This window comes from Sulfitobacter sediminis, assembly GCF_040811725.1.
Lineage (GTDB): Bacteria > Pseudomonadota > Alphaproteobacteria > Rhodobacterales > Rhodobacteraceae > Sulfitobacter > Sulfitobacter sediminis.
Window position 1 is genome coordinate 207,251 of record NZ_JBFNXX010000001.1, and the last position, 15,229, is coordinate 222,479.

The 15,229-nt window shown below is 63.4% G+C and carries 17 protein-coding genes; 14 read left to right on the forward strand and 3 right to left on the reverse strand.

Features of this window, described 5'->3' with window-relative positions:
- Positions 1-101 precede the first annotated feature (101 nt).
- From AB2B41_RS01000 to AB2B41_RS01025, 6 genes are all read left to right on the forward strand, one after another.
- Positions 102-1,451: a mechanosensitive ion channel family protein gene (locus AB2B41_RS01000; RefSeq protein ID WP_367875865.1), complete on the forward strand. Its 1,350-nt coding sequence runs from the start codon at positions 102-104 to the stop codon at positions 1,449-1,451.
- A gap of 51 nt (positions 1,452-1,502) precedes the next feature.
- Positions 1,503-2,228, forward strand: coding sequence for a hypothetical protein (locus AB2B41_RS01005; RefSeq protein ID WP_367875866.1), 726 nt, complete (start codon positions 1,503-1,505; stop codon positions 2,226-2,228).
- 56 nt (positions 2,229-2,284) lie between these two features.
- Positions 2,285-2,947 carry an FAD-binding oxidoreductase gene (locus tag AB2B41_RS01010; RefSeq protein WP_367875867.1) on the forward strand — a complete coding sequence of 221 codons (663 nt, stop codon included), beginning with the start codon at positions 2,285-2,287 and terminating at the stop codon, positions 2,945-2,947.
- A 144-nt stretch (positions 2,948-3,091) separates the two neighbouring features.
- Positions 3,092-3,478: a ribosome silencing factor gene (rsfS, locus tag AB2B41_RS01015; RefSeq protein WP_367875868.1), complete on the forward strand. Its 387-nt coding sequence runs from the start codon at positions 3,092-3,094 to the stop codon at positions 3,476-3,478.
- A 20-nt stretch (positions 3,479-3,498) separates the two neighbouring features.
- Positions 3,499-3,969, forward strand: a complete 471-nt coding sequence (gene rlmH, locus AB2B41_RS01020) for a 23S rRNA (pseudouridine(1915)-N(3))-methyltransferase RlmH (RefSeq protein ID WP_367875869.1) — start codon at positions 3,499-3,501, stop codon at positions 3,967-3,969.
- Positions 3,970-4,160: 191 nt separating this feature from the next.
- Complete coding sequence (locus tag AB2B41_RS01025; protein ID WP_367875870.1) at positions 4,161-5,699, forward strand: DUF4214 domain-containing protein; 1,539 nt, start codon at positions 4,161-4,163, stop codon at positions 5,697-5,699.
- A 5-nt stretch (positions 5,700-5,704) separates the two neighbouring features.
- On the opposite strand, the gene AB2B41_RS01030 is transcribed toward AB2B41_RS01025, so the two are convergent.
- Both AB2B41_RS01030 and AB2B41_RS01035 read right to left on the reverse strand, forming a co-directional pair.
- Positions 5,705-6,058 carry a hypothetical protein gene (locus tag AB2B41_RS01030; protein ID WP_367875871.1) on the reverse strand — a complete coding sequence of 118 codons (354 nt, stop codon included), beginning with the start codon at positions 6,056-6,058 and terminating at the stop codon, positions 5,705-5,707.
- A gap of 59 nt (positions 6,059-6,117) precedes the next feature.
- Positions 6,118-6,810 carry a DUF599 domain-containing protein gene (locus AB2B41_RS01035; RefSeq protein WP_367875872.1) on the reverse strand — a complete coding sequence of 231 codons (693 nt, stop codon included), beginning with the start codon at positions 6,808-6,810 and terminating at the stop codon, positions 6,118-6,120.
- Between the two features lie 90 nt (positions 6,811-6,900).
- Here AB2B41_RS01035 and AB2B41_RS01040 point away from each other — a divergent pair, with 90 nt between their 5' ends.
- The 7 genes from AB2B41_RS01040 to AB2B41_RS01070 all read left to right on the forward strand — a co-directional run bounded on the left by AB2B41_RS01040 (position 6,901) and on the right by AB2B41_RS01070 (position 13,974).
- A complete protein-coding gene (locus AB2B41_RS01040) occupies positions 6,901-8,349 on the forward strand; it encodes an FAD-linked oxidase C-terminal domain-containing protein (RefSeq protein ID WP_367875873.1) in 1,449 nt (482 codons plus the stop codon).
- A 78-nt stretch (positions 8,350-8,427) separates the two neighbouring features.
- A complete protein-coding gene (locus AB2B41_RS01045; protein ID WP_367875874.1) occupies positions 8,428-9,540 on the forward strand; it encodes an FAD-binding protein in 1,113 nt (370 codons plus the stop codon).
- Between the two features lie 15 nt (positions 9,541-9,555).
- On the forward strand, positions 9,556-10,947 hold the full coding sequence (gene glcF / locus AB2B41_RS01050; protein ID WP_367875875.1) for a glycolate oxidase subunit GlcF: 1,392 nt from the start codon (positions 9,556-9,558) through the stop codon (positions 10,945-10,947).
- Positions 10,948-11,042: 95 nt separating this feature from the next.
- On the forward strand, positions 11,043-11,831 hold the full coding sequence (locus tag AB2B41_RS01055; protein WP_367875876.1) for a trypsin-like serine peptidase: 789 nt from the start codon (positions 11,043-11,045) through the stop codon (positions 11,829-11,831).
- Entirely contained in the window at positions 11,828-12,652 is an 825-nt protein-coding gene (locus tag AB2B41_RS01060; protein ID WP_367875877.1) for a trypsin-like serine peptidase, read from the forward strand. The genes AB2B41_RS01055 and AB2B41_RS01060 overlap by 4 nt, the downstream gene beginning before the upstream one ends.
- A 130-nt stretch (positions 12,653-12,782) precedes the next feature.
- Positions 12,783-13,253 carry an Hsp20 family protein gene (locus AB2B41_RS01065; RefSeq protein ID WP_367875878.1) on the forward strand — a complete coding sequence of 157 codons (471 nt, stop codon included), beginning with the start codon at positions 12,783-12,785 and terminating at the stop codon, positions 13,251-13,253.
- A 178-nt stretch (positions 13,254-13,431) separates the two neighbouring features.
- Positions 13,432-13,974, forward strand: coding sequence for a hypothetical protein (locus AB2B41_RS01070; protein ID WP_367875879.1), 543 nt, complete (start codon positions 13,432-13,434; stop codon positions 13,972-13,974).
- Positions 13,975-13,976: 2 nt separating this feature from the next.
- Here AB2B41_RS01070 and AB2B41_RS01075 read toward each other — a convergent pair whose 3' ends face one another.
- Entirely contained in the window at positions 13,977-14,273 is a 297-nt protein-coding gene (locus AB2B41_RS01075; protein WP_367875880.1) for a YciI family protein, read from the reverse strand.
- Positions 14,274-14,311: 38 nt separating this feature from the next.
- Here AB2B41_RS01075 and AB2B41_RS01080 point away from each other — a divergent pair, with 38 nt between their 5' ends.
- Positions 14,312-15,214 (forward strand): LysR family transcriptional regulator, encoded by a 903-nt coding sequence (locus tag AB2B41_RS01080; protein ID WP_367875881.1) that lies wholly within the window; start codon positions 14,312-14,314, stop codon positions 15,212-15,214.
- The last annotated feature ends 15 nt before the right edge of the window (positions 15,215-15,229 follow it).

The following is a 15,229-nucleotide window of genomic DNA, read 5'->3' on the forward strand; positions in this document are numbered from 1 at the left end:
CGTGGCCACTTGTGGGAATTCTCTGGCAATCGCGGGACACAGCGCTTTGTCTTGCGGGGCTGGACCAATCATGCGACGATTCTGCAAACAGCGGAGCAGCGATGGACCAGGCCACCGATCCTTTTGCCGAATTCCTTGTGACACTCGAGGGCTTCTGGACGAGCGCGCTGGCCTTCCTGTCGGGTGTGATCACCCCAGGATGGCGGCAGAACCAGGTGCTGATCGTGATCGGGTTGATCATTGTCGCCTGGCTTTTGCATCGCAGCACTGGCGATCTGTTGCAGCGGTGGGTCAGGTCACGCGAAGGCTGGGAAAAATGGCAGCTGCGCGGGATCGTGCAGATCAAGCGGCATCTTGGGCTGTTGTGGTTCGCGTTCCTGGCCTGGGTCGTCTACGCGGTGATGCAGAACATCACCTGGCCGTCGCGGTCCTATCTCATCGGGCTGGCAGCGACGCTGGCGGCGGTCTGGGTCGGCATCGCCTTTGCCACGCGGCTAGTCCGGAACCGGCCATTGCGGCGCATTGTGACCTGGGCGCTGTGGATTTACGCGACGCTCTATCTGCTCAATGTCTCGGACGAGGTGGCGGCCTTCCTCGACGGAATTGCGCTGGCGGTGGGCGATTTCAGGCTTTCGCTTTTGTCGCTGATTACGGCTCTGGTGGTGATCGGCGTGCTGATGACGCTTGCGCGGCTCATCAGCCAGGCCACGGCCAGCACGATCCGGCGCAACGACGAAATCAGCCCGTCGATGCAGGTGCTTGCGGTCAAGGCGGTACAGCTGGGGCTTTACGGTTTTGCCTTTTTCATGGGCGTCAAGGCGGTCGGGATCGACCTGACAGGCCTGGCGGTTCTGTCCGGTGCCATCGGGGTGGGCCTCGGTTTCGGTTTGCAGAAGGTGGTGTCGAACCTTGTGTCGGGGGTGATCATCCTCTTGGACAAGTCGATCAAGCCGGGGGACGTCATTTCGCTGGGCGATACCTTCGGATGGATCCAGACGCTGGGCGCGCGCTATGCCTCGGTCGTCACGCGGGACGGCAAGGAATACCTCATCCCGAACGAGGACCTGATTACGGGCCAGGTGGTCAACTGGTCCCATTCCAACGAGTTCGTGCGGCTCGATATCTATTTCGGCACCGCCTACAGCGACGATCCGCACCAGGTGCGCAAGCTGGCGGTAGAGGCGGCGAACGGGGTGGACCGGGTGCTGAGTTTCAAGCCGCCGGTTTGCCATATCGTGGGCTTCGGCGACAGTTCGGTCGATTACATCCTGCGGTTCTGGATCAAGGACCCGACGGGCGGGCTGACCAATATCCGGGGGCATGTCTATCTGGCGCTTTGGGATACGTTCAAGGAGCACGGCATCTCGATCCCCTTCCCGCAGCGCGAGGTGCTTTTGCTGGAGGACAGCAAGCTGAAGCTCGACAAGGGCGCGGTACCGGCGGGGGAGTGACTTGCCCGGTGCCCTGCACGGCCTAGTTCTGGCGCAGCAAAGGGCGGGCAGATGACACAGACCAGACCGGCAATTCTGATCCTCGGCAGTGGGCCGAACGTGGTGGCGGCGGCGGACTGGCCGCGCGACTGGTTCGACCTGATCGTCGTGATGAACAACGCCTGGCGGGTGCGGCCGGACTGGGACGTGCTGGTTTATCCCGAGGATTTTCCCGAAGACCGCAGACCCGAAGCGCTGGCCGGCGGGCAGCGGGTGGTCGAGGCGGACGAGTTCGTGCCTGCGCAGAACCTCTTTGGCGGGTTCATCCATGCCGGGGCGACGATGGCCTATACCACGGCCTACTGGGCGCTGGCCGCGCTGGAGCCGCGGGTGATGGCGTTCATGGGCTGCGACATGGTCTATCCCAAGAAGGGGCCGACGCATTTCTACGGGAAAGGCGCGCCCGATCCGCTGCGCGAGGATATATCGCTGCGTGATCTGGGGGCGAAATCGGCGCGGCTGGCGCTGATCGCGGCAGAGCGGGGATGTGCCTGCGTGAACCTGTCGGAGGACGAGTCCTCGTTGATGTTCCCGCGCTGCGCGCCCCGTGACGTCAAGCGGTGGCGGCATACGCTGGACCTGGACCGGCAGCGGTATCGCAGGCTGCGGGCGAAAGAGGATGCGCTGGGCTACGAGACGCCGGACGGGCGGTATGTCAACGATTCCGAGGCAGTGGATATCGCGGCGCTGGAGCGGATTGACGCGGGCTGGCGCGCGCTGTTGTCGCAGCAGGGCTAAGCGGAAACGGGGAACCGGGGTCTGGACCTTGGCGTTAGGTGTCCAAAGGAGACACCATGACCGATACAATCGTTTTGAAAGATGTCGTGCCCCTGACGCATGACACCAATCGCTACATCTTCAGCCGTCCGGAAGGTCTGAATTTCGAGCCCGGACAGGCGGCGGAGATCGCGCTGAACATCGAAGGCTGGAAGGACGAGGGGCGTCCCTTTACCTTTACCTCGCAGCCCGATGACAGTGATCTGGAATTCGTTATCAAAAGCTATCCGGACCACGATGGCGTGACCGAACAGCTTGCCACACTCAAGGCGGGTGCCACGGCAGAGCTTGAGGGCCCCTTTGGTGCGATTAGGGACGAAGGGCCGGGCGTGTTCCTGGCGGCGGGCGCGGGGATCACGCCGTTTATCCCGATCCTGCGCAACCGCGCGAGGGAAAACGATATCGCGGGCTGCACGCTGATTTTCTCGAACAAGACCGAGGCCGACATCATCATGCGCGGCGAATGGGAGGCGATGCAGGGGCTGCGCACCGTCTTTACCGTGACGGACGAAGAGAGCGACGCACTGGAGACCGGGCAGATCGACAAGGCGTTTCTGGAAAAGCACATCAGCGACTTTGACCAGAAGTTCTATCTCTGCGGTCCCGGTGGTTTCGTCGATGACGTACGTGATGCCCTGACGGCGCTTGGCGCGAAAAAGGGCAATATCATCACAGAATAGGGCTGGTAACGGCCCATCGCGTCGCCTTGTCATTGAATTGCAGCGCCGGGATTGTTACTCTTAAGCTATCCCGGCGTCGGGGTTTGGCGGCGCGCCATATAGGAGGACTTGGTCCTGGCAATCCAAACGCACGCAGGTACGCCTGTGAAGAACGCGACGCCGCAGGTAGCGGCATCCGATACGGCCACAAGTGAAGAACTTCTGGCATCCATCCTCAAATCCCTGACAGATGACAAAGCCGAAGACATCGTGCAGATCGACCTGCGCGGCAAGACGGAGATCGGCGATTTCATGGTAATCTGTTCGGGTCGGTCGACGCGGCAGGTTGCGTCGATCTCGGAAAAGCTGGCGCAGAACATCAAGGATGAGTTCGGCCGGCCCCCGAGGGTCGAGGGCAAGGATATCGGTGACTGGGTGCTGATCGACACGGGCGATGTGATCGTCCACGTGTTCCGGCCCGAGGTGCGCGAGTTCTATCAGCTGGAAAAGATGTGGATGGACGCGGCCGAACCGGCGGTATCCACCAACTGACCTGACGCGAAGGGCGGTTGATGCGCGTACATATCTGTGCGGTCGGCCGTTTGCGGGCAGGGCCAGAAAAGGACCTGATCGACGATTACCTGACGCGCTTTGACCGCACGGGCCGGGCGCTGGGGCTGGGGCCCTCGCGGGTGGTGGAAGTCGAGGACAAAAAGGGCGGCGGGATGGCCGCCGAAGCCGAACTGCTTGAAAAGGCGCTCCCGACGGGGGCGCTTTTCTGCGTTCTGGACGAGCGTGGCAAGTTCGAGACATCGCCCGATTTCGCGGCACGGCTGGGGGGGTGGCGGGATACGGGGCGCGGCGACGTGGCTTTCGTGATCGGCGGGGCGGACGGGGTGGACCCGGCCCTGCGGGCGCGGGCGGATCACAGCTTGAGTTTCGGCAAGATGGTTTGGCCGCACATGCTGGTGCGGGTGATGCTGGCCGAACAGCTTTATCGCGCGGCGAGCATTCTGGCCGGGGGGCCGTATCACCGGGCGTAGTTCGGGCGCCGCGCCGAGGAATTGTCGCGCTTCAACCCATCCACTGTTTCCAGATTTGGCCCTAGCATTGGCAGGGATTGCAATTATAAGATGTATCTTGGGCATGGCGTCCTGGTGCGTTTGCCCGCAGAATAATATCGGCGTCCGCTTGCACCCGTGAGCGGCCTGAACGAGCAGAGAAAACCGGCCCCATGCCAACGATCGAGGTCACAGCACTGAGCGAGGACGCGCATGTCACCGCGCTTGGCATCCGCGACGACACCTCTTCGCGCGGGATTGACCTCGCGGGGGCCCTCGTTACGGCGCGCTATAGCGACGGGACGGAGGAAAAGCTGACCTGGCAGGCGTTGGATGCCTTTACCAATGGCGGTGCCACCGGAACGCATGTCGAAATGTTCTTCGGCTTCGACGTTCACGAATTGACGACGACCAGGCGGCTGGCATCGCTGGAGATCGATCTCGCGCCCGCAAGCTCTGTCTTTGACATTACGACCGCGATGGACGCCGATCCGCTGGGCGGATCGACACCGAGTTCGAACAACGGCTTTCCGTTTCGGGTGACTGAGGGCTTCGAGGGATTGCCGGGCACGATCGCTGTCACCTATTCGGGGATCGTCAACCTCGCGGGGCAAGCCGCGCTGGACGATCTCTACACCGTCATGCGTGTCGACTTCACGGGGCTTCCCGGAGGCGGCCTGCTGGGTGAATTGGGCTGGAATTCCGACATCGATACGATGCGGATCGCTGGCGATCTGGTGCCCGAATCGCGGGCCGACACGGGCGGCGCGCTGGGTGACGCGCTGACCGGGACGGCGGCAGCGGAGTTTTTCGCGGGGCTTGGCGGCGACGACACGGTGTCGGGGGGCGGCGGCGACGATCTGATCGTCGGCGGCGCCGGGGCCGATGTGCTGGATGGCGGGACCGGGATCGATACCGCTGCATACAAGGGGATCGTTCAGGACTTTACCTTGCGCTTTGCGCCGGGCATGGCGGTCGAGGTCATCCACCGCAAGACAGCCGGGGAGGGCACGGACCGTGTAGACAGGATCGAGTGGTTGGCATTCTCGAACGCGGAAAAGATCAATCTCGACAAGATCGACGGAGTTTCGGCGTTGAGCAGCGATGATCTCGATACGCTGATCGAGGTCTATATCGCCTATTTCAACCGCGCACCCGACGCATTGGGGCTGTATTTCTGGGGCAACGCCCTGGCCGATGGCACATCGCTCGAAGAAATCGCCGCGTTGTTCCTCGATCAGGACGAGACCCGGGCGACCTATCCCGCAGATGCGACGAACCTCGATTTCGCCACGCAAGTCTACTCCAACGTGCTGGGCCGTACGGCCGATGCGGCAGGGCTTGCTTTCTGGCAGGCACAGCTGGACAGCGGTGCGGTCAGCCGGGATGTCTTCATCCTCGAGGTGTTGCGCGGGGCCACGGCCGCGCCGCCAGCGGGCGCCACGCAGGATTTCATCGACCTGCAACTTGCCGATAGGGCATACCTCGCGACGAAGACGGACATCGGCACCTATTACGCCGCCATAAGGGGCATGTCGGATGTCACGACCGCATCGGAAGTGATGCAAAGCTTTGAACGCGGGGACCGTGGCACCGTATCCGATGCGGTCGCGACGATTGATCTTGCCTTTGCCGGTGCTGCCGCAAGCGATGGCGGCGAGATGTTGCTGCAGCTGGTGGGCGTTGTGTCCGACCCCTTCTCCGGGGGCTGAAAGGTCTAGCGGAGCTGGACCCGCCGTTTTGTGGGCGCCCAGCCACTGACATTGTCGCGCGCCTGAATATCGACCTCGGTCACGCCATCGGGGACACGCACGCCCGAGAGCGAGCGGGTGAAGGGCTGTTCGTCAACATGCGGATGGGCAAGGTTGCGCACGCCCAGCTCGTTGCCCTGGGGGTCGAGGACGCGCCAGCCGTCGGCATAGTGATCCCATCCGGTGTCGCCATGGGTGATCGTGACGTCGAACCGCCAGAGCCCGCCGGATTGCTGTGCGTTGACCGCGCTGATGCTGGGGGGATCGGCGAATGCCGGGGCGGAAATGATCGCCGCTGCTGCGAAAATGCGTTTGAACATGGGTCCGACCATTGCGGGGTGAAAAAGGACTTCAATGCTGGGGTATATAAATTACTGTACTATTTTTCCAAGAGGATGGAACGCGATTGTGATGCGAATTCCCGCCGCCAGATCACGACGAGTGTCAAAATTGCCGCAGCGATAAGCAGAAGCGGCCCACCGAGCCACGCGACGGAGGCGAGCGCGAAATAGATCGCCCGCAGGCCCCGGTTGAAGCTGCGGGCGGCCGTGACATTCACTTCGGCCGCTTTGCGTGCCATGAGCGGGGCCTTTTGGTCGGCCGGATCGTTGGGGACGGCGGCCATGATCACCGAGCAATAGCCGAAGAGCCGGTTCGACCAGGCAAATTTCAGAAAGGCGTTGGTCAGGAAGAAGACGATCACCAGAAGCTTGATTTCCCAGACGACGGGGGGATCGGTGACAAGGGTAATATCTTCGGCCACATCAACGAATGTCTCGGTGTTGCCGATGAGCGCGAGCGTCGCACCCAGGGCAATCATGCTAGTAGAGGCAAAAAAGGACGTGCCCTGCCGCAGGGTCGCGATGGTTTGCGCGTCGAAGATCCGTGGCTCGCGCGTCACCATCTGCTGCATCCATTCGCGTCGGTAATCCGCCATGATACGCGAGACGGAAAGGGCGGAAAAGCGGGCGCTCTCGATGCGCCAGCCGATCAGGAGCCAACAGCCGAAGAGCAGGGCAATTGCGGCGAAATCCAGCGGCGCGAAGAGATCGAGGCTGAGGCGAAAGTTCATGATATCCTCTTACGCGGCACCGAAGACGGTTGCCAGAGGGGATAATTGGTAATATAAATTTACCAAATTGGGGGTCAGAGGAGGTCCACCATGGAGATGCCGACACCGAACAGCGCCATCATCGCTCGCAAGGCGCGCGTCGTGGCGCGTCTGCTGGAGGTGCTGCCCGCAGATGCCGTGATCCACGAGGAGCGCGAGACGCGGGCCTATGAATGCGACGCGCTGACCGCCTACAAATGCCCGCCGATGGTGGCGGTGTTGCCGTCCTCGACGCAAGAAGTGTCGGAGGTTTTGCGTATCTGCCACGAGGAGGGCGTGCCGGTGGTGCCGCGTGGGTCGGGCACCTCGCTTGCCGGTGGCGCTTTGCCGACGGCGGATTGCGTGATCCTTGGCGTGGCCCGGATGAACGAGGTGATCGAGACCGATTACGAGAACCGGCTGATCCGGGTGCAGACCGGGCGGACGAACCTGAGCGTGACGGGGGCTGTGGAGGCGGATGGTTTCTTTTATGCGCCGGACCCGTCGTCGCAGCTGGCCTGTGCCATTGCCGGCAATATCGCGATGAACTCGGGCGGGGCGCATTGCCTGAAGTACGGGGTGACGACGAACAATTTGATGGGCGTCACCATGGTGATGATGGATGGCGAGATCGTCGAGATCGGCGGCGGGCATCTGGATGCGGGCGGGCTGGATCTGCTGGGGCTGATTTGCGGGTCGGAAGGGCAGTTGGGGGTGGTGACGGAGGCGACGCTGCGCATCCTGCCCAAGCCCGAGGGCGCGCGGCCGGTGCTGATGGGGTTCGACGACAACGAGGTCGCGGGGGCCTGCGTGTCGGACATCATCAAGGCGGGGGTGCTGCCCGTGGCGATCGAATTCATGGACCGGCCCTGCATCGAGGCGACGGAGGCTTTTGCCAAGGCGGGTTATCCGATGTGCGAGGCTTTGCTGATCGTGGAGGTCGAAGGCTCGGATGCGGAGATCGACCACCAGCTGAACCTGATCAAGCAGATCGCCTTGCGGCATGATCCGGTGGAGTTGCGCGAGAGCAAGTCTGCGGAAGAGAGTGCGAAGATCTGGCTGGGGCGCAAGTCGGCCTTTGGCGCGATGGGGCAGATCAACGATTACATGTGTCTTGATGGGACGATCCCGGTGAGCTCCTTGCCGATGGTGTTGCGGCGGATCGGGGAGATGTCGGAGGAGTTCGGTTTGAAGGTGGGCAACGTGTTCCATGCGGGCGACGGGAACATGCATCCGCTGATCCTGTTCGATGCGAACAAGCCGGGCGATCTGGAGTCCTGCGAGGCCTTCGGGGCGGAGATCTTGAAGCTGTGTGTCGAGGCGGGGGGCTGTCTGACCGGCGAGCATGGGGTCGGGATCGAGAAGCGTGACCTGATGGATGTGCAGTACGCGCCGGAGGACTTGGAGGCGCAGATGGCGGTTAAGGATGTGTTCGATCCCGCGTGGTTGTTGAACCCGGCGAAGGTGTTTCCGCTGGCGGCCTCGGATGCGCGCCGGGGCCGGGCGATGGCGGCGGAATAGGCGGTGCAGGAGGCCCCTGAGGGGCCTTTGGAGGCGCTGCCTCCAAACCTCCGGGACTTTATGGGGCCAAAAAGAGATATGAAGATTTCAAGCGAGAAAGAACTGGCCGAAGCCGTGGCGGGGGCGCAGGGGCCCGTGTCGGTGCGTGGAGGGAACACCCGTGGCTTTGCCGGGGAGGGCGCGCCCCTGTCCGTGGCGGGGTTGTCGGGGGTGACGCTTTACGAGCCCGGGGCGCTGACCATGGTGGCCAAGGCGGGGACGCCTGTGGCGGAGATCGAGAAGGCTTTGGCGAAGGAGAACCAGCGGCTGGCATTTGAGCCGGTGGATCACCGGGGGCTAGTGGGGAGTGACGGTAGCCCGACGATTGGCGGGGTGTTCGCCGCCAACGTGAGCGGACCAAGGCGGATTGCGGTGGGCGGGGCACGGGATTTCCTGCTGGGGGTGCGGTTTGTCGATGGGCAGGGGACCGTCGTGAAGAACGGCGGGCGGGTGATGAAGAACGTCACCGGCTATGATCTGGTGAAGCTGATGGCGGGGTCGTTCGGGACGCTGGGCGTGTTGAGCGAGGTGTCGTTCAAGGTGCTGCCGCGGCCGGAGACGGAAGCCTCGCTGGTGTTGCATGGGATGGACGATGCGGATGCGGTGGCGGCGATGGCGCGGGCGATGGGCTCGGCCTTCGAGGTGAGCGGGGTGGCGCATGATCCGGCGTCCGGGCGGACCGTGCTGCGGGTCGAGGGGTTTGGGGACAGTGTGGCCTATCGTGTCGGGCGGTTGAAGGACGTGGTGCAGGTGCCGGAGATCGAGGTGCTGGAGGCCGAAGCCTCGCGTGCGTTCTGGGAGAGGCAACGGGATGTGGCGGCGTTTCATGGCAGTGCGGGCGATGTCTGGCGGGTGTCGGCCAAGCCGTCCGAGGGGCCCGCGCTGGCGGCGAAGGCCGGGGCGATGGCGCATTTGTTTGACTGGGCGGGGGGCCTTGTTTGGTTGCGCTGCGCGGAAGGAACGGATGTGCGGGCGCGGCTGGGAGCCTTTGACGGGCATGCGACCCTTGTGAGGGCCTCGGCGGAGACCAAGGCACGGCTGGGGGTGTTCCAGCCGGAGGCGCCGGGGGTGGCGAAGCTGACAGCGGGATTGAGGGCGCGGTTCGATCCGCGTGGGATATTCAACCTGGCGCTCATGGCGGCCACGGCATAGATTTTCGGAGATTTCATGCAGACGACATTCACGGAAGCGCAGCTTGCCGATCCGGCGATCCAGCGCAGCAACGAGATCCTGCGGTCCTGCGTGCATTGCGGGTTTTGCACAGCGACCTGTCCGACCTACCAGGTGCTGGGGGACGAGCTGGATTCCCCGCGCGGGCGTATCTACCTGATCAAGGACATGCTGGAGAACGATCGCGATCCGGATGCGACCACGGTCAAGCATATCGACCGGTGCCTGAGCTGCCTTGCCTGCATGACGACCTGTCCGTCGGGGGTGCATTACATGCATCTGGTCGATCACGCGCGGGAATATATAGAGCAGCGCTACAAGCGGCCTTTCGGGGACCGGGCGCTGCGCTGGATACTGGCGCGCATCCTGCCCTATCCGATGCGGTTTCGGGTGGCGCTGCTGGGGGCCAAGATCGGGCGGCCTTTTGCGCGGTTGATGCCGGATGCGCGGCTGCGGGCGATGCTGGAGATGGCGCCGAAGACCATTCCGCCGGTTTCCCGGAACGATGATCCGCAAAGCTTTGCGCCGGAGGGGCCGCGCCGCAAGCGGGTGGCGCTGATGACGGGCTGTGCGCAGAAGGCGCTGAATACGGATATCAACGACGCCACGATCCGGCTGCTGATGCGGCTGGGCTGCGAGGTGGTGGTGGCCGAGGGGGCGGGATGCTGCGGGGCGCTGACGCATCACATGGGTAAAACGCAAGAGAGCCATGCGACGGCCGCGAAGAACATTCGCGCCTGGGCGGCTGAGATGGATGGTGATGGGCTTGATGCGATTGTCATCAATACCTCGGGCTGCGGGACGACCGTGAAGGATTACGGGCATATGTTCCGCAATGAGCCTTTGGCAACGGATGCGGCGCGGGTGTCGGCGATCGCTAAGGATGTCTCGGAAGTGCTGATGGAATTGATGGCGGAGACGCCGGAGGAGGCGGCGGCGCGTCCGGCGAAGGAGCGGATCGCGGGGACGGACCGGCATATCCAGCATGAACCGGTGCCCGAGGGGATGGTGGTGGCCTATCACGCGGCCTGTTCGTTGCAGCACGGCCAGCAGATCAAAACCTATCCGAAGGATCTGCTGAAGAAAGCGGGGTTCACGGTGGTTGAGCCTGCGGACCCGCATCTGTGCTGCGGATCGGCGGGAACGTATAACCTGATGCAGCCGGAGATCTCGAAGCAGCTGAAGGCGCGCAAGGTGCGGACGCTGGAGGCGAAGAACCCGGATGTGATCGCGGCGGGGAACATCGGCTGCATGATGCAGATCGGCTCAGACGCGTCAGTGCCTATTGTGCACACGGTCGAATTGCTCGACTGGGCGAGCGGCGGGCCGAAGCCGCCGGCGCTAGATGTTGAAATCATGGAAAAAAGGCAAATTCCTGTCCTGAAATGACGGATTGCCCTAATTTTGCCTTAAGTCTGCGATAGTCCTGTCAAACAACACACTGGCGGGATGTATTTGTGCGACGTTGGATGGCACTTTCCTTGATGATTCTTGTCGTTGGGTCGACAGGAGCTGCCCAGGATGCGCGGCTGAAACGGCTGAGTTCCGGGATTGACGCCCATGGCTGGGAAGCGGTGGGTCGGTTGGATATTGGCGGAACCGGCTTCTGCACCGGGGCCCTGATCGCGCCGCGCCTGGTGCTGACGGCGGCCCATTGCCTGTTCGACAGGGACACCAAGGAACGGATCGACCACGGCAAGGTGCAATTCCTTGCGGGCTGGCGTAACGGGCGCGCGGGCGCCTACCGCGACGTGCGGCGTGCGGTGATCCACCCGGACTACGTTTTCGACGGCGATGTGTCTTCGGACCGGGTGCGCAACGACCTGGCTTTGCTGGAGCTGCAGCAGCCCATTCGCAACACGACCATCGAACCCTTCAGCACCGCCGGGCGGCCACGGCCGGGCGAATCGGTTGGTGTGGTAAGCTACGCGCGGGACCGCTCTGAAGAGCCGTCCTTGCAGGAGGTTTGCCGGGTGATTGCGCAGCAGGAAGGCGTGCTCGTGACGTCATGCTCCGTCGATTTCGGGTCGAGCGGGGCGCCGATCTTTACCTTCGCTGAAGGGGTGCCGCAGATCGTTTCGGTCGTGTCGGCCAAGGCCGAGGTAGCGGGGAACCACGTGTCGCTGGGCACCGCGCTTGGCGATACGCTGGCGGTATTGCAGGCCGAGCTGGTCGCGGGCAAGGGGGTCTATCAGCCCGAAAGCGTATTGCACAAACGGGTTACGGTCGGTTCGGGGAGTGCCGGAACCGGCGCGAAATTCGTCAAGCCATGAGACTGCGGGCGCATATCGTCCGGGCTGCCCTGGTACTGAGCCTGATTACGGGAGTGGCGGAGGCGCAATCGACGAACCTGCGCAAGCTGGAGACGGAGAACGACGCGCTGGTCTGGCGTGCCGTGGGGCGGCTGGACATCGGCCGCGCGGGGTTCTGCACCGGCACGCTGATTGCGCCGGATCTGGTGCTGACGGCGGCGCATTGCGTTTATGACAGCGCGACGCGGTCGCTGTACGAGGCCGGGGAGATGACCTTTCAGGCGGGGATGACCAACGGCGTGCCCGCCGCGCTGCGCGAGGTGGCGCAGATCGAGGCACATGCGGGCTATGATCCGACGACGCCCTTCGACGAGGACCGGATCAGGCATGACGTGGCGCTGGTGCGGCTGGCCGAACCGATCCCGACCCATGAGCTTGATCCCTTCATCGTTTTCTCGGGCCGCGTGACGCAGGGCCCGGTGAGCGTGGTGTCCTACGGGCGCGGCAGGGCTGAAACCCTGTCGCGGCAGAACCAATGCCAGGTGGTGGGCGAGCGTGACCGGATCATCGCGGTGGATTGCGACGTGACCTTCGGGTCGAGCGGTGCGCCGGTTTTCACCCATCTGAACGGGCGCGGGCAGATCGCATCGATCATCTCGGGGGGGACCGTGACGGGCGGGCGCAAGATCGCCTATGGCATGGCCTTGCCTGCCCTTGTCGCCGACCTGAAGCGACAGATGTACGCCAATAAACCAAGGCCCACAGCTACGGTGCGGCGCCTGGGCGTCGGCGGCAACAAATCGTCCATCGGGGCGAAATTCGTGACCCCCGGGGGGTCTTGAAACCCCGGATCATCCTTCCCACATGAGCGGTGTCGGGGTGCCTGTGACAGGGCTCCGGCAAGGAAAAACAGGGCCTGTCCAGTACCGGAAGGCCCGGAACTTCTATCGCTCTAGAATGAGGATGAATGACATGCGTACTTTTGACTTCGCACCGCTTTACCGTTCCAGCGTCGGTTTCGACCAGATCGCCAATATGATGGACCGGGTTCTGAGCAGCGATGGTGCGACGCCAAGCTACCCGCCTTACAACATCGAAAAGCTGGATGACGATTCCTATCGGATTTCCATCGCGGTCGCCGGGTTCTCCGAGGCTGACCTTTCGGTCGAAGTGCGGGACAAGGCGCTGATCGTCTCTGCCCGCAAGGCCGAGGAAGACGAGGGCAAGACCTATCTGCACCGCGGTATTGCGACCCGCGCGTTTGAGCGCCGGTTCCATCTGGCCGACCATGTGATCGTGACGGGTGCCGCCCATACCGACGGCATGTTGCACATCGAACTGCAGCGCCAGGTGCCCGAGGCCCTGAAGCCCCGCCAGATCGAAATCAGGTCCGACGTGAAATCCATCGAGAAGGATGTCGTGGACGCGAAATCCGTGAACTGAGCCTTTGGCCAGAGACGGATAGAAGGTCTGTAACTGTCCCCAAGACTGACCTTCGAAAGCCCGGTGCGAGAGCGCCGGGCTTTTCTGTGTTCTGCGACCGCGTTTTGGGGCATGATGGCACGAAGACGCGACGGCAATGGTCCAATGCGGGGTCGGGATGTCACGGATGGTGCGGTATATGGCCCCTGTTTTGGGGGCATTTCTGGCTGGTCCGGCCAGTGCGGTGGTGCTGGAAGGCGCGATCGTGCGTCAGACTGGGAACGGTCAGTTCGTCATTCTGGACGCCGGCGAAGTCTTTGCCGTCGGCGAGGACAATTTCGACGACGATAACCTATACGCCTTCAACGAAGATCAGAACATCGTACTGGACCGCGCGATCCGTGTGGACATCGGTGCGCAGGAGGGCTTGATCCCCGAAGGGACGACGGTGGCAAGCCACTATGTCTTTTTCGACGCCGTGCGGGGGACGCACCTTGGCTTCGTGATCTTCGACGCACCGATCCTGGGTGTGGCTGCCTTTCAGGATACGATGGCGGCGACGGATTTCCTGGCCAACAACGAGGTCGTCTACCTCTCCCCGGAATTGCGGGGGCTGGAGGAGGGTGACGAGGTCTGGATCGACAGCGATGATCCGAACAAGCTTTGGGTGTTCTGGTCGGGATCGTCGCCGGGGGATTACATCCGGGTGTTCACCGAAAGATCGCCGGGGGCGATGATGTAGGCCTAAATCTGGCGTTCACCGTCGGCGAAGACCTGTTTCCACTGCAAGATACGGTAGGATTTGCGCAAGCCTGTGGGCCAGAAGGGGTCCTCGTGCACGAGGCTTTCCACGACTTCCGGATCGGGCGCGTCGAGTATCCAGATGCCGCCCGCGCCGCTCCCTTCCGCCTCGAAGAGCGGTCCGGCGCTTTCGATGTTGGCACGGTTGCGTTCGAGAAAGGCGAGGTGGTCGGGCGTATGCTCTTGTCGGATGCCGGGATCGGCGTCGGGGTTGTCTTCGAACAGGATGATGAATTTCATATCTTGTCTCCAATTCTGTGATGTATCCTTTCTATCCGGTGAAATCGCCGTTTGTGCCGATAGTTTTTCCGCCCTACTCTGCAGAGATGCAGAGCTTTGACTGGAACGACCTCAAGTATTTCCTGTGCCTGCACCGCGCTGGCAACCTCGCCGCTGCCGGACGGCGGCTGGGGGTCAGCGACACGACCGTCGCGCGGCGGATCAGGGCGCTGGAGGCGGCGCTTGGCGTGCCCCTCTTCCTGCGGTCGGGACAGGGGCGTCACGTGTTGACGCCAGCGGGACAAAACGCGCTGGCCCGTGCCGAAGCGATAGAGCGCGAAGGCGCCGGTCTGGCCGAAGCGCTGGGGGCCGACGGAGGTGGCGTCGCCGGAACGGTGACGGTGAGCGCTGTGCCGCTCCTGTGTCATCATGTGCTGTTGCCAGCTTTGCCGATGTTGCAGGCGCGGCACCCGCAGGTGGTGCTGGAGATCGTACCGGAGGCGCGCAACCTCGATCTGAGCAAGAGAGAGGCCGATCTGGCGCTGCGGTTCTCGCGCCCGGCAAGCGGCGGGCTGCGGGTGCGGGCGCGGAAGCTGGGAACGGTGGAGTTCGGTGTCTTTGCCGTGGCGGGGGGCGCGGACCTGCCGTGGATCGCCTATGCCGACACGGCGGCAAGCCTGCCGCAGGCGCGGTGGACCTCATCGGCGCTGTCGCGGGCGGGGGGTGCGGCGCCGCTGCGGGTCACGGATGCGGAGACGGCATTGGGGGCGGCAGCGCTCGGGCTCGGGAAGGCGGTGCTGCCGACGAAGGTCGCGGAAAGAGACGGGCGGCTTGTGCGGGTTGAGGGCCGGTGGCACGCGCCCTTGCCGCAGCGGGATGTCTGGCTTTTGTCGCATGTGGATCAGGCGGAGCGGCGGGCAATCGGGGCGGTCAAGGCATGGCTGTCGGAGATCGAATGGTGAAGGCGGGCCGGAGTG

Bases quoted from the DNA above. Each gene is read 5' to 3' on its own strand.
- AB2B41_RS01000 (WP_367875865.1), top strand. From the start codon at position 102: ATGGACCAGGCCACCGATCCTTTTGCCGAATTCCTTGTGACACTCGAG.
- AB2B41_RS01005 (WP_367875866.1), top strand. From the start codon at position 1,503: ATGACACAGACCAGACCGGCAATTCTGATCCTCGGCAGTGGGCCGAAC.
- AB2B41_RS01010 (WP_367875867.1), top strand. From the start codon at position 2,285: ATGACCGATACAATCGTTTTGAAAGATGTCGTGCCCCTGACGCATGAC.
- rlmH (WP_367875869.1), top strand. From the start codon at position 3,499: ATGCGCGTACATATCTGTGCGGTCGGCCGTTTGCGGGCAGGGCCAGAA.
- AB2B41_RS01025 (WP_367875870.1), top strand. From the start codon at position 4,161: ATGCCAACGATCGAGGTCACAGCACTGAGCGAGGACGCGCATGTCACC.
- AB2B41_RS01030 (WP_367875871.1), bottom strand. From the start codon at position 6,058: ATGTTCAAACGCATTTTCGCAGCAGCGGCGATCATTTCCGCCCCGGCA.
- AB2B41_RS01035 (WP_367875872.1), bottom strand. From the start codon at position 6,810: ATGAACTTTCGCCTCAGCCTCGATCTCTTCGCGCCGCTGGATTTCGCC.
- AB2B41_RS01040 (WP_367875873.1), top strand. From the start codon at position 6,901: ATGGAGATGCCGACACCGAACAGCGCCATCATCGCTCGCAAGGCGCGC.
- AB2B41_RS01045 (WP_367875874.1), top strand. From the start codon at position 8,428: ATGAAGATTTCAAGCGAGAAAGAACTGGCCGAAGCCGTGGCGGGGGCG.
- glcF (WP_367875875.1), top strand. From the start codon at position 9,556: ATGCAGACGACATTCACGGAAGCGCAGCTTGCCGATCCGGCGATCCAG.
- AB2B41_RS01055 (WP_367875876.1), top strand. From the start codon at position 11,043: ATGATTCTTGTCGTTGGGTCGACAGGAGCTGCCCAGGATGCGCGGCTG.
- AB2B41_RS01060 (WP_367875877.1), top strand. From the start codon at position 11,828: ATGAGACTGCGGGCGCATATCGTCCGGGCTGCCCTGGTACTGAGCCTG.
- AB2B41_RS01065 (WP_367875878.1), top strand. From the start codon at position 12,783: ATGCGTACTTTTGACTTCGCACCGCTTTACCGTTCCAGCGTCGGTTTC.
- AB2B41_RS01070 (WP_367875879.1), top strand. From the start codon at position 13,432: ATGGCCCCTGTTTTGGGGGCATTTCTGGCTGGTCCGGCCAGTGCGGTG.
- AB2B41_RS01075 (WP_367875880.1), bottom strand. From the start codon at position 14,273: ATGAAATTCATCATCCTGTTCGAAGACAACCCCGACGCCGATCCCGGC.